General features: G+C 55.1%; 12 protein-coding genes and 1 tRNA gene. 12 read left to right on the top strand and 1 reads right to left on the bottom strand.

Features of this window, described 5'->3' with window-relative positions; genetic code table 11:
- Positions 1 to 57: 57 nt before the first annotated feature.
- Positions 58 to 624 carry a hypothetical protein gene (locus AU11_RS08990; RefSeq protein WP_043318841.1) on the bottom strand — a complete coding sequence of 189 codons (567 nt, stop codon included), beginning with the start codon at positions 622 to 624 and terminating at the stop codon, positions 58 to 60.
- A gap of 338 nt (positions 625 to 962) precedes the next feature.
- Here AU11_RS08990 and gltX point away from each other — a divergent pair, with 338 nt between their 5' ends.
- The 12 genes from gltX to AU11_RS17720 all read left to right on the top strand — a co-directional run bounded on the left by gltX (position 963) and on the right by AU11_RS17720 (position 14,860).
- Positions 963 to 2,438, top strand: a complete 1,476-nt coding sequence (gltX, locus tag AU11_RS08985) for a glutamate--tRNA ligase (RefSeq protein WP_043318840.1) — start codon at positions 963 to 965, stop codon at positions 2,436 to 2,438.
- 459 nt (positions 2,439 to 2,897) lie between these two features.
- Entirely contained in the window at positions 2,898 to 3,809 is a 912-nt protein-coding gene (gene galU, locus AU11_RS08980) for a UTP--glucose-1-phosphate uridylyltransferase GalU (RefSeq protein WP_043318838.1), read from the top strand.
- A 122-nt stretch (positions 3,810 to 3,931) separates the two neighbouring features.
- Positions 3,932 to 4,007: transfer RNA gene (locus AU11_RS08975), tRNA-Ala, on the top strand.
- Positions 4,008 to 4,491: 484 nt separating this feature from the next.
- A complete protein-coding gene (locus AU11_RS08970; protein WP_043318836.1) occupies positions 4,492 to 5,283 on the top strand; it encodes an ABC transporter permease in 792 nt (263 codons plus the stop codon).
- The gene (locus tag AU11_RS08965) at positions 5,280 to 5,975 is read left to right on the top strand and encodes an ABC transporter ATP-binding protein (protein ID WP_043318834.1); all 696 of its coding nucleotides are present in this window, start codon (positions 5,280 to 5,282) and stop codon (positions 5,973 to 5,975) included. The genes AU11_RS08970 and AU11_RS08965 overlap by 4 nt, the downstream gene beginning before the upstream one ends.
- A gap of 20 nt (positions 5,976 to 5,995) precedes the next feature.
- Positions 5,996 to 7,219 (top strand): hypothetical protein, encoded by a 1,224-nt coding sequence (locus AU11_RS08960; protein ID WP_043318832.1) that lies wholly within the window; start codon positions 5,996 to 5,998, stop codon positions 7,217 to 7,219.
- A gap of 45 nt (positions 7,220 to 7,264) precedes the next feature.
- The gene (locus AU11_RS08955) at positions 7,265 to 8,899 is read left to right on the top strand and encodes an SLBB domain-containing protein (RefSeq protein WP_051687117.1); all 1,635 of its coding nucleotides are present in this window, start codon (positions 7,265 to 7,267) and stop codon (positions 8,897 to 8,899) included.
- A gap of 148 nt (positions 8,900 to 9,047) precedes the next feature.
- Entirely contained in the window at positions 9,048 to 9,962 is a 915-nt protein-coding gene (gene rfbA / locus AU11_RS08950; RefSeq protein WP_043318830.1) for a glucose-1-phosphate thymidylyltransferase RfbA, read from the top strand.
- Positions 9,963 to 10,068: 106 nt separating this feature from the next.
- Positions 10,069 to 10,617: a dTDP-4-dehydrorhamnose 3,5-epimerase gene (rfbC, locus tag AU11_RS08945; protein WP_043318828.1), complete on the top strand. Its 549-nt coding sequence runs from the start codon at positions 10,069 to 10,071 to the stop codon at positions 10,615 to 10,617.
- Positions 10,618 to 10,856: 239 nt separating this feature from the next.
- Positions 10,857 to 11,717, top strand: a complete 861-nt coding sequence (gene rfbD / locus AU11_RS08940) for a dTDP-4-dehydrorhamnose reductase (protein ID WP_043318827.1) — start codon at positions 10,857 to 10,859, stop codon at positions 11,715 to 11,717.
- Between the two features lie 152 nt (positions 11,718 to 11,869).
- The gene (rfbB, locus tag AU11_RS08935) at positions 11,870 to 12,982 is read left to right on the top strand and encodes a dTDP-glucose 4,6-dehydratase (protein WP_043318825.1); all 1,113 of its coding nucleotides are present in this window, start codon (positions 11,870 to 11,872) and stop codon (positions 12,980 to 12,982) included.
- 6 nt (positions 12,983 to 12,988) lie between these two features.
- Complete coding sequence (locus AU11_RS17720) at positions 12,989 to 14,860, top strand: glycosyltransferase family 2 protein (protein WP_051687116.1); 1,872 nt, start codon at positions 12,989 to 12,991, stop codon at positions 14,858 to 14,860.
- The last annotated feature ends 30 nt before the right edge of the window (positions 14,861 to 14,890 follow it).

The following is a 14,890-nucleotide window of genomic DNA, read 5'->3' as shown; positions in this document are numbered from 1 at the left end:
AGCATCGGGGCGTACAAGCGCTCGGCAACCACCAGGTCGCCGAGAGCTCATCTCAAATCAGTCAGCGATGGATACGGTGACTGTCAGAGTGTCGGTGTAGTCACCAGACTCAGTGGTGGAACCCCACTGATCCGCAGGAACGCTAACGAACAGCTTGGCGTTGTCGCCGCTGCAAGTAAGGTCGCCGGCTTTTGCGAAAGTGCCTGCAATGGCGCCGGTGCCGTCTGCATCTACGGAGCTGGAAGCAGCAGCAGCGTCATTGGCGAAGCCAACTTCGTAGCTGATACGGTCGGAATTGTTGATCAGCTCAAACGGGGCCACTGCTTCCGCGGCTGGGGTTGGAGCAGTGGTGCCATTGGCGCTGGCGAAAGCAACATCGTACTGCGCGAAACCAACTCCACCTACGCAGAAAGGATCACTGCTGGCAATCGGTTGGCCCGCAATCGCGGAGCTGGCATCGAGAGGGATGTCGTCAAAGTTTTTGGCGACGATCGTAGATGCCACGCTCAATGTAATGTCGACGCTGCCAGAAGAAGCATCGCTGTCTTCTGTACCCTGGGTAGCAGCAAAGGTGTTAGCGCAGAAAAATGCGGCTGCGGAGATTGCAACAATACGCTTTTTCATTATGGGACTCCCTGAACTCTTAAGTGCGATAGTGTTGTCGTTGTGGCTGGGCATTGTGTTGGGTATGCCCTGGCGTCGACTACAGCAAATTGGCGGAAAATTCACCAATCTCGCCGACTGTGGTGCGATCATACCAACTTTGTGAATTTAGTCACAGAAATTTTCTAAAGAAATTTTCACTTTGGTCGAGACTGTTCTGCCGGTCAGCTTGTACAGGTGTTGCGTCACCCGCCCCAATCGTCGGTGCGTTGATCTTTCTCCAGCGATATAATCGCGCGCCGTAAAAGTCTTTCTTCCTTTATATAGTTATTAGTCACTCGCCTAACAACAGGATTCCAATGACCGTTAGAACTCGTATCGCGCCTTCACCCACCGGTGATCCCCATGTAGGCACCGCCTACATCGCCCTGTTCAACCAGTGCTTCGCTCAGGCCCAGGGTGGCCAGTTTGTACTGCGTATCGAAGATACCGATCAGGCGCGCAGCACCCCGGAGTCCGAGCAGGCCATTCTCGACAGCCTCCGCTGGTTGGGGCTCGACTGGCAGGAAGGCCCCGATGTGGGTGGCCCTCACGGCCCTTATCGCCAGAGTGAACGGGGCGATATCTACAAAAAATACTGCGACGAACTGGTCGCCAACGGGCATGCTTTCCATTGTTACCGCACCGCGGAGGAATTGGATCACTTGCGCGCGCAATTACAGGAGTCGGGCAAGGCGACGCTGAAGCCCAGCGACCTGGCGCTGCCTGCTGAAGAGGTCGAGAAGCGCAAAGCCGCCGGCGAGCCCTATGTGGTGCGGATGAATGTGCCAGAGTCCGGCACCTGTGTGGTGGAAGACCTGCTGCGCGGCACCATCGAGATCGACTGGGCCCAGGTGGACGCCCAGGTACTGCTGAAGTCCGACGGTATGCCCACCTACCATCTGGCCAACGTGGTGGACGACCACCTGATGGAGATCACCCACGTACTGCGGGGGGAGGAGTGGATCAACTCCGCCCCCAAGCACAAGCTGCTGTACGAATACTTCGGCTGGGAAATGCCGGTGCTCTGCCACCTGCCGTTGCTGCGCAACCCGGACAAGACCAAACTGTCCAAGCGCAAGAACCCCACTTCCATCCTGTATTACCAGCGCGCCGGCTTTATGCCCGAAGCCCTGTTGAACTACCTGGGGCGCATGGGCTGGTCCATGCCGGATGAGAGCGAGAAGTTCACCCTGGACGAAATGCTCAAGCACTTCGATATCAAGCGTGTGTCCCTCGGCGGCCCGGTGTTTGATGTGGAGAAACTGAGCTGGCTCAACGGCCTGTGGATTCGTGAACTGGAAGACGCGCAGCTGGCAGATCGTCTGCAGCAGTGGCTGCTCAATCGCGAAAACCTGCTCAAGGTTCTACCGCACGCCAAAGGTCGAATGGAAACCTTCGGCGATTTCGCCCCTCTGGTCAGCTTCCTCGCCTCCGGCAAACTGCCGCTGACCGAAGAGAGCTTCGCCAGCAATAAGTTGGAGCTGGACGAGCAGAAGAAACTGCTGCAGTTCGCGTTGTGGCGCCTGGAGGCCCTGCGTAGCTGGAGCAAAGACAACATCTTCGCTGCGGTGAAAGAGCTGTCCACGCAGATGGACGTAAAACTGAAGGACTTCAATGCGCCGCTGTTTGTCGCCATCAGTGGAACCACGGCTTCTTTCTCGGTCATGGACGCCATGGATCTGCTGGGCCCCGACCTCAGTCGCGCCCGTCTGCGCCAGGCCATTGATGTTCTGGGTGGTGCCGGCAAAAAGGTGCTCAAGCGCTGGGAAAAGGAATACGCTGCGCTGGGTTAAGACCCCGTCGTATTTACCCACGCCCTCCCGCGCGGCTGACTCCGTCATTCCGCGCGTGTACTTCGTCATACCGCGAGCTTGCTTCGTCATACCGCGCGCTTAACGTCGTCATCCCGGGCTCGACCCGGGATCCAGCTCCACGGAACTCTGGGCCCCGATACCAGATCAAGTCCGGCACAGGCTCTGCGCCGGGATGGTGCCCTCTCACTTGCCCGTCACCAGACATCTACAGGTGAGAGTCCAGCCCACTCAATCAATGCCACCCGTTCAACCCGGGTGGCATTTTTTTTGCCTGTACATTGGTAAGCCGATTTCCGGTAGTGTTGAGCAAAAATGAAACCGGAGTGTAATCTCGACCCACCTTATGTGTGACGCCTGTCACATTGTCGGGTTAGAATTCCTCCTTACGGCGGGTTAAAGGACGAGCCGACCAGTATTTTTAGTGCAAAAGGAAAAACAATGAGTTCAGTAAAGAAGGCGGTCATACCGGTAGCTGGCCTGGGGACGCGTATGTTGCCGGCCACCAAAGCAATTCCTAAAGAAATGCTGCCAATCGTCGACAAGCCTCTGATTCAATATGTGGTCAGCGAAGCGGTCGCGGCCGGAATCAAAGAAATCGTACTGGTTACCCACGCCAGTAAAAATGCCATCGAAAACCACTTCGATACCTCCTTCGAGCTGGAAGCCCAGTTGGAAAACCGCCTGAAGCGTCAGTTGTTGGATGAAGTCCGCTCCATTGTCCCCAAAGATGTCACCGTCATATCCGTGCGTCAGGCAGAAGCCAAGGGCCTTGGTCACGCCATAGCCTGCGCGCGCCCGGTAGTGGGCGACAACCCATTCGCCGTATTGTTGCCAGATGTTCTGGTGGATCAGTATGCGTCAGACCTGAGCGCCACCAATCTCGCCGCCATGGTACGCAACTTCGAGCAGACCAGGGCCAGCCAGATTATGGTGGAGTCGGTGGATTGGGCCGAAGTGAGCAAGTACGGCGTTGTGGATTGCCTGGGGGCGGACCTGAAAGTTGGCGGTGTCGCCAAGATTGACGGGATGGTTGAAAAGCCCGATGTGGACTCGGCGCCTTCCAATATGGCGGTTGTTGGTCGCTACGTGTTGCCCGCGCAAATCTGGGCGTTGCTGGAGAGTACCGCTCCCGGTGCTGGCGGTGAAATCCAGTTGACCGACGCCATTGATGAGTTGCTCAAAATCCAGACCGTCGATGCTTACCGTATTGTTGGGCACAGTCACGACTGTGGTAACAAGCTTGGTTACATGAAAGCCCAGTTTGAGTACGGCCTGCATCATGCAGAGGTCGGTGCTGGTCTGCAGCAGTTCCTCGCCAGCCAGAAATCGCCGGCGGCCACCGTGGCCTGACTGACCGTTCAAGCTTGCGGCTAACTATTTGATTAAAAAGTTATTTTTCTTGTTGACAGCAAGCGGGGCACTGTTAAAATGCGCCCCGCTTTCGAGGGAAACCTCAGCAAGAAAGCAACTTTGGGGCTATAGCTCAGCTGGGAGAGCGCAACACTGGCAGTGTTGAGGTCAGCGGTTCGATCCCGCTTAGCTCCACCAAATCAAAAAAGGCCGCATCCGAAAGGGTGCGGCCTTTTTTGATTTGGCAGGGGCTGCCCGGGATTGAGGCAAAGCCCCGGTTCACAAGGAGCCGCAGGCGACGCAGAGCGCCCGTACCCGGGCGACCCCGCAGGGGTGAGCAGGCTTGGCCTGCGAATCATCCCGCGCAGATGAACAATGAATTCGCAACAAGGCCCTCAGTGGAAGTGGCGCGCATCCGAAAGGGATACGGCCTTTTTTGATTTGGCAGTGCTGCCCACAAGTATTTTTCCGTATCACTGTAATCATTTGTAATTGAGTTACAGGTGTTTCCTGCATCCAAGTTGCGGTAGAATCTGACGCGTCTTTTCGCAAACCTGCGTCACAGTTTCAGAATGAAGTCCTCCCGTAATTGAGACGAATATCTCAAATAATGAAATTAATCATTCAGGGGTGCCTTCGGTACAAATTTTGTACGGTCGTTCAATAAATACGTTAAGACCTCATGGGCCCAGCCACACAACATAACCCCTGGTTGATCCAGCGCGATGTCATCCGCGCGCTGCTGATTCGCGAGATGAAGACCCGCTTCGGCAAGTGGCGTCTCGGCTATGCGTGGGTGTTGTTGGAGCCAGCTATGCACATCATGGTGTTGGCTGCCATCTTCAGCTTTCTGGGGCGAGAGTTTTATCCCGGCATCCCCACCATGCTGTTCATGTTGGGTGGCATTGCCCCATTTATCTTTTTCAGTAGCTGCTTCAATAAAGGGCTGGCTGCGGTCGAGTCCAACCGCGGTCTGTTCAATTACCGCCAGCTGCGCCCATTTGATGCGGTGCTCACTCGTGTACTGCTCGAGTTCGCCATCTACCTGTTCAGCCTTGTTGTCCTGTTGGGCATTCTCGCCTGGTTTGGCATCAGTGCGCGCTTCAACGACTTCCTACTACTGGTGGTGATCAATCTGCTATTTCTGGGCTTTTGCCTGGGGATCAGCCTGACCATGTGCGTCGTTGGCACCAAGTTTCCAGAGGCTGCCCGTTTTGCCCCCATGATCGTGCGCCCGCTGTATTTTATTTCCGGTGTGTTCTTTTCCCTGGAGCAGGTGCCAGAGGAATACCACGGTTACCTGTCGTGGAACCCGATACTGCATATGATCGAACTTACCCGCGAAGGGTTGTTTGCGAGTTTCCACGGGATGTTTGCAAATCTGCCGTATCTGGCCATGAGCTCGCTGACCATGCTCGCATTTGGGCTGCTGGTGTACCGCAGTCAATGGCGCGATCTGGTGCGCAGCCAATGATCGAGTTGCGCGACCTGACAAAGTCATTCCGTACCCCGGCGGGGCGCAAGGTGTTGTTTAAAAACGTGAATGCCTTTTTCCCCGAGGGAAAAAACATCGGCATCCTGGGGCGAAATGGCGCCGGCAAATCAACGCTCCTGCGGATCATGGGCGGTATTGATTACCCAGACTCCGGGCACGTGATTACAGATCAGCGGATATCCTGGCCCATGGGGCTATCCGGTGGCTTTCAGGGGAGTATGACTGGCCGCGAGAATGCCGCATTTGTCTGCGGTATTCACGGGATCTGGGGTAGCGCCAAGCGCAAAGTGCTGGATCGCGTGCAGGAGTTTGCAGAAATAGGCGACTACTTTGACGCACCAGTAAAAAGTTACTCCTCGGGCATGCGTTCGAGACTCGCATTTGGCCTGAGTATTGCTGTGGATTTCGATTATTACCTGGTGGATGAGGTGATGTCGGTGGGGGATGCGCACTTCAAGCACAAATGTGAACAGGTAATCGAAGAGAAACGAAAAACAGCCAACTTCATTATCGTGGCGCACGCCATGCCTCTTTTGAAGAAAAACTGCGATGTTGGCCTCTATCTCGGCCCTTCGGGGCTGCAGATTTTTGATACGGTGGAAGAGGCTATCCGCCTTTACCAGCAGGGTATCCCGAAACCCGCACAGGGCGCGCCGAAGCAACCGGCATAAGAAGCCTGGCAAGAGTTGTTATGGAAAGTACTATTGAAAAAATGGACTGTGATGCAAGCGCAAGCGTTGCTAAACAGAAGCATGCGGCCAAAACCACGAACGGCATTATTCAGCGGCTGACCGTTACCGGCAGTGGCCGGAGCCCCGCGTGGGTAAAACGCTTCGGTGGCATTGCTCTGGTGGTGCTTATGCCGTTGCTTGTGGTAAGCGGTTACTATCTGTTCTGGGTTTCTGATCGCTATGTCAGCATCACTCAGTTGATCGTCAAGGACAACAGCAGCACCCCGAATATGTCCTCAACGCTGGGGTTTCTGGTGCCCGGTATGGGGTCGGATAACCAGGATGCCTTTCTTGTTGTGAACTACATCCAGTCGCTGGATATGGCGCTGTTCCTCGATGAAACCCTGGAGCTGGCCGATTACTACAAAAGCGACCGTTACGATGTGTTCTCCCGCCTTGCGGTCGATGCCACCCAGGAAGATTACCTGGAGTATTACCGCAACCATATTGCGATCGGGCACGATGAAACCACCGGAATCATCACCATCGAAATGCAGGCATTTGAACCGGAGTTCGCACGCAAGCTGGTCGATACCGTGGTGCGTAAATCCGAGGATTTTGTCAACGCCATCAGTAATCAGCTGGCGGACAAGCAGGTGGCGTTTGTGCGCACTGAACTCGAGTTGGCACAGGCCAAACTGCGCACTAGTAAGCAGAGTATTCTGGATTTTCAGAACCGCAATAAGGTCGTCAGCCCGGAAGAGCTGACCAAAGGTATCAGTGCCATTATCCAGAGCCTGGAGGCCACACTTGCCGAGCGGCGCGCCAAGCTCACGGCCGCAAAAACCTATCTCCATGCGGACTCGTCTCAGGTGGTTTCATTACAGGCGGAAATCCATTCGATCGAGCAACAGATTGAAGCGGAAAAAGTGCGCTTGGTGGGCGTCTCCGCCGACGACGGTGAAGAGCGGCTAAACAGCCTCAACGCCCATTTTCAAAATCTGGAGCTAGACCTCCAGTTTGCGATGGATGCGTATCAGGCATCACTGACGGCGCTGGAAACGGCGCGTATGGAAGCCTCAGGCAGGCTCAAGCACCTGATGGTTATCAGTCAGCCTTCCGTGGCAGAGGAAGCAGAATACCCGCATAAACTGTACAACCTCGCCAGCCTGGCTGTGATACTGCTGCTGATATATGGCATTGGAAAAATGCTGGTCGCCAGTATTCGCGATCATCGCGTTTAGCCTCAAAACATGAAAACAATGGATTTATCAACGTCGGCATTCCCTATGGCAACACTCCTTACTCACACGGGCCGGGTATTTTTACTGCTGATATCGTGGGCGATTGCCGCAGGTGCATGGTCCCTCGATACTCAGCAGCTGGACAAAGAGCACCAGCAGATCGAGCTGGGCGATCATCTACCCGCGTTTGGTGAGTCTCTGTTTAAGGGCGCGTTCAAGGACCAGCCGTTTCGCGGGTTCAATGGGGGTTACCGGGTCACCGTGGGCGACCAGATCGCACTGCAGCTTTGGGGGGCCTACAGCTTTAATGCGGTTCTTACCGTGGATGCCCAGGGAAATATCTTTATCCCCGAAGTGGGGCCGGTACGTGTGGCCGGGGTCGAGAATGGCGATCTGAACAATTTTGTACTGCGTCACGTCAAGCGGGTGTTCAAAAACAATGTGCAGGCCTATGCCAATCTCGAGGCCAGCCAACCGGTGAAAGTGTTTGTCACCGGGTATGTAGAAAGCCCTGGGCTATATCCCGGCTTCTCGTCCGATTCCGTACTCTATTACCTGGATAGCGCTGGCGGCATCAGCCGCGAGAGCGGCAGCTTTATCGATATCAAGGTCCTGCGCCAGGGGAAGGAGCTCCAGCGCATCAATCTGTATAACTTTCTGGTTGAGGGGCGTATGCCTGCCTTGCAGTTGCGCAACGGCGATTCCATCGTCGTGGGCGCGCGACAGGGTTTTATCAGTATTGAAGGCGCCGTGCAGGAATCCGGGCAGATCGAATTTATCGGTCCCACCACGCAGCTTGGTGAAATGTTGATGGTTGCCAAGCCGGACCCGCAAGCCAACTACGCACGCATCACGCAGGTGATAGACGACGAGCAGCAGGCAAGCTATATCCCGCTTCAGGAAGCGTTGCTGGCACCGTTACACCCAGGTGCCCATGTGGAGCTGGTGAGTGACAGTGACATCAGCAGTATTTCTGTGCGGGTCAATGGTGAGGTGGATGGTCCTGCTGCGTATGTGCTTCCTTACGGCGCCACCCTGCAAGATCTGCTGGATAAGCTGCGCTACCGCGATAACGCAGACCCGTTTGCCATTCAGCTGTACCGGAAAAGTGTGGCCAAAAAGCAGAAGGTCGCGCTGGAACGCTCGCTGGATGCCCTGGAAATGGAAGCGCTTACCCGCCAACCTACAACAACTTCCGATAAGGCCTCGTTAAAAGATACCGCGGCGATGATTCAGAATTTTATTACCAAGGCGCGCAAGGCGCGGCCACGGGGGCAGGTGGTGCTGGCGAACAATGACAACGCTGGTGACATGTTGCTGGAAGACGGTGACGAGCTGGTTGTCCCGCTGCGAGCCTCGACCGTCTCTGTGGTTGGGGAGGTTATTTTCCCCACGTCGCTGGTGTTTAACGAGCGCAACACGCTGGAAGATTACATTGAGCTGGCCGGCGGATTTTCCAACAACGCGGACACCAAAGAGCTGGTGGTGCTGCATATGGATGGCACCATCAGCCGCATCAAGCAGAGCAAGTTCGATAATCGTCTGAAAGGCGTACTGCGTCCCGGGGACGAGATCATGGTGATGCCAAAAATTCAGGCCAGCGAATTACAGGTCACAAAAGATGTAACGGAGATACTTTACCGTATCGCAGTTGGCACTGCGGCCGTACTTTCTTTCTAATGGGGGATTGCTCTGGGGTCTGAAGGGGAAGGCCTTAGGGTATCAGTTTTGTTAACAGCAGGGTCACGTCGGTGAGGGGGGAGCTTTTGTCCGAAGCTCGCACAACGTGGTACGACAATTCTAAGTTGAAGTTTAATTGGGGGAGTGAATGAAAACAGGGAATACGTCACGAAAGGGAATAATTCTTGCCGGTGGCTCCGGCACCCGTCTGTATCCGCTCACCAAAGGAGTGAGCAAGCAGTTGATGGCGGTGTACGACAAGCCAATGATCTATTACCCGCTGACCACGCTCATGATGGCGGGTATCCGCGATATTCTGATTATTACCACTCCCGATGAGCAGCCACTGTTCCAGCGTTTGCTGGAAGATGGCAGCCAGTGGGGCATCAACCTGTCCTATGCGGTCCAGCCATCACCGGATGGGCTTGCCCAGGCCTTCCTGATTGGTCGTGAACACGTGGGCAACAACCCCTGTGCGTTGGTTCTGGGGGACAACATATTCTACGCTGAACATTTTTCCGCAACGCTGAAGCGCGCGGACCAGCGCAGTGAAGGGGCCACGGTATTTGGCTACCACGTGGCGGACCCGCGGGCCTACGGTGTCGCCGAATTCAATAGCGCGGGTAAGGTGGTCAGCCTCGAAGAAAAGCCCGCACAACCCAAATCCAATTACGCCGTTACCGGACTCTACTTCTACGACAACCAGGTGTGCGACCTGGCGCGGGAGATCCGTCCAAGTCACCGTGGCGAGCTGGAAATTACTGACCTCAACCGTATCTACCTGGACCTGGGCCTGCTCAATATGGAGCTGATGGGCCGCGGCGCAGCCTGGCTGGATACCGGCACACACGACAACCTTCTGGAAGCCGCACATTTTGTGCAGACCATTGAACGCCGTCAGGGCCTGAAGATCGCCTGCCCGGAAGAGGTCGCATTCCGCAAAGGGTTTATCGACGCAGAAACCCTGGAAATCCAGGCGCAACCGCTGATGAAAAGTGGCTATGGGGAATATCTGATGCAGACCCTGGCGGAATCCAAAATCGACCACGCATTTGCACGTTAAGCCCCCCCATAAAGATAGTTGTTGTAGAAGCCTGTCGTGACCGCCAAGGACGGCGGGATGCAGATTGTGCAGAGTGCATAAATCTGCCAGGTGCCGAGAGATCGCTATGAAAGTAATTGATACCAGAATTCCAGATGTAAAAATCCTGGAACCCAAAGTCTTTGGTGACGAACGGGGCTTCTTCCTGGAAACCTTCCGCCAGGATTTTTTTGATCGCGAATGTGCCGAGCGCACTTTTGTGCAGGATAACCACAGTAAATCCAGCCAGGGCATCCTCCGTGGTCTGCATTACCAGACCGAGAGTACCCAGGGCAAACTGGTCCGCGTCACCGCCGGTGAGGTCTTCGATGTGGCCGTAGATCTGCGCCGCAGCTCCCCGACTTTCGGTCAATGGGTAGGCGTGCTACTCAATGAAGATAACAAGCGCCAGCTCTGGGTGCCGGAGGGCTTCGCCCACGGCTTTTACGTTACCAGTGAAAGCGCCGAGTTTGTCTACAAATGCACCGATTACTACGCCCCGGAGCACGAGCACTCCATCCGCTGGGACGACCCGGAAATCGGCATCGACTGGCCCCTGGTCAACGGAGAGCCCCCAAAACTTTCCGTGAAAGATGCCGAAGGCAAACTGCTGAAAGACGCCGTCACCTTCGACTAGGACGTGTCGTCATTCCGGACTAGATCCGGGATCCAGAAAAACCACGTCGTCATCCCGGGCTGGATCCGGGACCCAGAAAGACCGCGTCGTCATCCCGGATTAGATCCGGGAACCAGAAAAACCGCGTCGTCATCCCGGACTGGATCCGGGATCCAGAAAAACCGCGTCGTCATCCCGGACTGGATCCGGGATCCAGAAAAACCATAGAGACCCCGGCACGCACCGGAGCCCCATAAAATATGAAAATTCTAGTCACCGGCAAAAACGGCCAACTGGGCCAACAACTACAAAAACAGGCCCCAGCCCACACCACCGTCATTGCCCACGGTCGCGACACCTTAGATGTCGCCGATAAAGAGCAGGTTTTCGCCGTCCTGCAACAGGCGCAGCCCGACCTAGTCATCAACGCCGCCGCCTATACCGCCGTCGACAAGGCCGAATCGGAAGTCGAGCAGGCGCATGCCATTAACGCCCAAGGCCCGGAAAATCTGGCGCTGGCCTGCCGCGAGCTGGGCATCCGCCTGATTCATGTCTCTACGGATTTTGTGTTTGATGGCCAGCAGCCGCAACCCTATTGCCCGGAAGCCCCCCGCAATCCGCTCAGCGTCTACGGGCAGAGCAAAGCCCGTGGGGAAGAGGCGATCGAACGTATCCTGCCAGAAGCAATAACGGTGCGAACCGCCTGGGTCTATGACCGGGACGGGGGCAACTTCGTCAACACAATGTTGCGCCTGATGAACGATCGCGATCAGCTCGGCGTGCTTGCGGATCAGATAGGCACACCCACTTGGGCCGGTACCCTCGCACAATGCATCTTTGCGCTGGCAGCCAATGATGGGGCCAAAGGTATCTACCACTGCACGGACGCCGGCGTCGCCAGCTGGTACGACTTTGCCGTAGCCATCTATGAAGAAGGCAAAGCCGCAGGCCTGATCGCCAAGGAAAAGCCCGTGCAGATCAAACCGATTACCACTGCCGACTACCCGACACCTGCGGTACGCCCAGCCTACAGCGTTCTGGATAAGTCCCGGTTGGTAGAAGACTCCGGCATCGAGCTAAACCACTGGCGCCAGGTGCTCCGCGAGATACTCGCTACCTGACCCCGTCGTCCCGGCGAAGGCCGGGACCCAGAGGCACGGAGTGCAGCCTTGGCGGGTCCGCCATAAGCCAAAAAAAGAAAGAATTAACTATTCAAACAGCACCGTCATTCCGGCGAAGGCCGGAATCCAGCACAACGGAACGACAAAAGACAATGAGCAACCTACTAGTAACCGGCGGTGCCGGCTTCATAGGCGCCAACTTCGTCCACTACTGGATGAAAACCTATCCCCAGGACAAAGTGGTGGTACTCGACGCACTCACTTATGCCGGCAACAAAGCGAACCTGGATCCAGTGGCGGATAACCCCAACTTCGTATTCAGCCACGGCAATATCTGCGATACCGAATTGGTGGAAACCCTGCTCAAAGAGCACCACATTGACACCCTCGTGCACTTTGCCGCCGAGAGCCACGTGGACCGTTCTATCACGGGGCCGGATGCGTTTATTGAAACCAATATCATCGGCACTCACAGTCTGCTGAAAGCCGCCAAAAAAATATGGCTGGACGAAGGGCTCAACAAAGATACCCACCGCTTTCACCACGTATCCACCGATGAAGTGTATGGCACCCTCGGTCCTAACGACCCCGCCTTCAGTGAGACCACAGCGTACGCCCCCAATAGCCCTTACTCCGCGAGCAAGGCCGCATCCGATCATCTGGTCCGGGCCTACCACCACACCTACGGTCTCAAGGTCACCACCAGTAACTGCTCCAATAACTACGGCCCTTACCACTTTCCGGAAAAGCTGATCCCTCTGGTGATCACCAATATCCTCCAGGACAAACCCTTGCCGATTTACGGCGATGGCCAGCAGATCCGCGATTGGCTCTACGTCGAAGACCACGCGCGCGGAATTGATCTGGTCATTCGAAAAGGCCGCCTTGGAGAGTGCTACAACATCGGTGGTATCAACGAGTGGGCCAATATCGATATCGTCAAATTGATTTGCTCGCTAATGGATAAAGCCTTTGCGGAGGACCCAACATTGGCCGCGCGCTACCCTCAAGCCAGTCTGGCGAAACAGGGAAAATCAGCGGAATTGATAACCTATGTAAAAGACCGGGCGGGCCATGATCGGCGTTACGCTATTGATCCCGCTCGTTCGAATAATGAGCTTGGCTATCAGCCGGTGGAAACATTTGGTAGCGGAATCGCGAAAACGGTCGCTTGGTTTCTCAATAATGAAAGTTGGTGGCGAGCAGTAATGGATGGCTCATATCGGGATTGGATAGAGCAACAGTACACAGGGAGAGAGGGGTAGGGTTTCATGCTGAATCTCAAGAAAAAACATCGCTTTGGCAATAAGCGCTCGGGCCTAGAAGCGACTAACGGTATAGAGCAAGTTTGGGTCGACGTCTGTGGCGTGTTAGCAGAGCGTTACCTGCTGGTGCAGGGATGGGCATATCACCCGGGGCTCGAGGATGTCGACTTTCGACTGATGTACCTTGGCGATCGACCAAACGAAGATGTGCCTGACCTGAAAGTGGCAGACGTTCACTGTATCCGTACAACCCGTCTCGATGTAAACCGGCAGTTTGGTTTCCGGGGCGAGACACGTTTGTGGGGATACTGCTTGCTGATCGAGTGGCCCGAGGGCGTGGATGTCAACCATGAAGAAATGCGCTTGATTGTATCTGCCGGTGATGAACAGAAAGTGTGTGACCTGAAGCCATTTACCGGGCTTTCAGGGGACAACCTGTTCGGGCACTGTGCTACCTGGCGCAGTGAAGAAAAGCTCGCACTATTTAACATGTTGCATGGCCTGCTAGGCGATCAAGTCTATGAACTACAGGGCTTACGTACGGTAAGTGACGGAGAGATCCGCGCTCAGATCAACTGGCACTGGGATGTCATACTCGCGGTGCCGGGTCGCGGTGTATTTCTTTCAGGATGGATGCTTGATGGCGAACGCGAACTCGCCGCAATGGTCATACGGACCGGAGATGGATGTTACAGTCAGAACCTTTTGGGTAAATCCGCGCGCTACGCTCGATCAGATGTATTGGAGGCCTTTCCGGGAAAGGCGCCCGCCAACTATAAAGCGGGCTTTTATGCCTGGGTGCCACTCCCGCACCTGATGGAGCGCTCGGGGCTGGAAGTCATCATGCTTACCAAACAGGGCGTTAAGATCTCGTTTCCGTTACAGCAAACCATAGCGCGGGAGGACATCACATTTGCCAGCCAGCAAGTACTGGTTAATTTCAATGTTCGATCCCGAGATTACCGCAAAGTTATGCGAGAGCATATAGGGCCTGCACTGAAGGCATTGTGGGAAAACCGTCGGGCACTGCTGGAAGAGCCGCAAGAAGAGATATTGCAGTTTGGTGGCACGGTACAAAATCCGCGCCGCAGCGTAATTGTCCCCCTTTATGGGCGGTATGACTTTCTTCTGCACCAGTTGGCGCAATTCAATAATGACCCGGATATGGCGGAAACGGAGCTCATCTATGTGCTGGATGACCCGCGTCTGTATGAAGAGTTTATTCCTTTCTGTTACGACACTGCACAGTTGTTTCCGGTACCATTCAAAGTGGCATACGCGGGGCGAAATCTGGGATATGCGGGGGCGAATAACTTCGGCGCCCGCTTCGCCACCAGCGATAAACTGGTCTTACTGAACTCAGACATTATTCCCAGTGAACCCGGCTGGTTGTCTCGTATAGAAGAGAAATCCAGAGGGCTTGAAGCGGTAGGGGTGGTAGCGCCAAAGCTTGTGTTTGAAGATGGCACCATCCAGCACTTGGGAATGAGCTTTTCCCGCAGTGCCGAGTTCGGTAACTTGTGGCTCAACGAGCATCCGGGTAAGGGTAAGCCGGAGTGGTTGCTGGGGGTTCAATCAGTAGTGGAAGCCCCGGCGGTTACCGGCGCCTGTATGTTCATTTCCCGCACCCTATACGAATCCGTAGGTGGGCTGGATGAAACTTATGTGCTCGGGGATTTTGAAGATTCTGATCTTTGTCTCAAGTTGCGAAAGGCTGGTTACAGACATTACGTGTTGGGTGATGAAAAACTCTATCACCTGGAACGTCAATCCCAGAACCTATTCGAGAATCACGACTGGAAATTCAAAATCACACTGTATAACGCCTGGCAGCATACCGAGCGATGGGGTGATCTTATCGAAGAGTTGGTCGCGTGACGGAACTTCGAACCCAGACACAGAGCTAGC

This window comes from Microbulbifer sp. HZ11 (genome assembly GCF_000708675.1).
Taxonomy (GTDB): Bacteria; Pseudomonadota; Gammaproteobacteria; order Pseudomonadales; family Cellvibrionaceae; genus Microbulbifer.
Note: the sequence above shows the minus strand (reverse complement) of the source record. Positions and strands in the feature narration are given on the sequence as shown.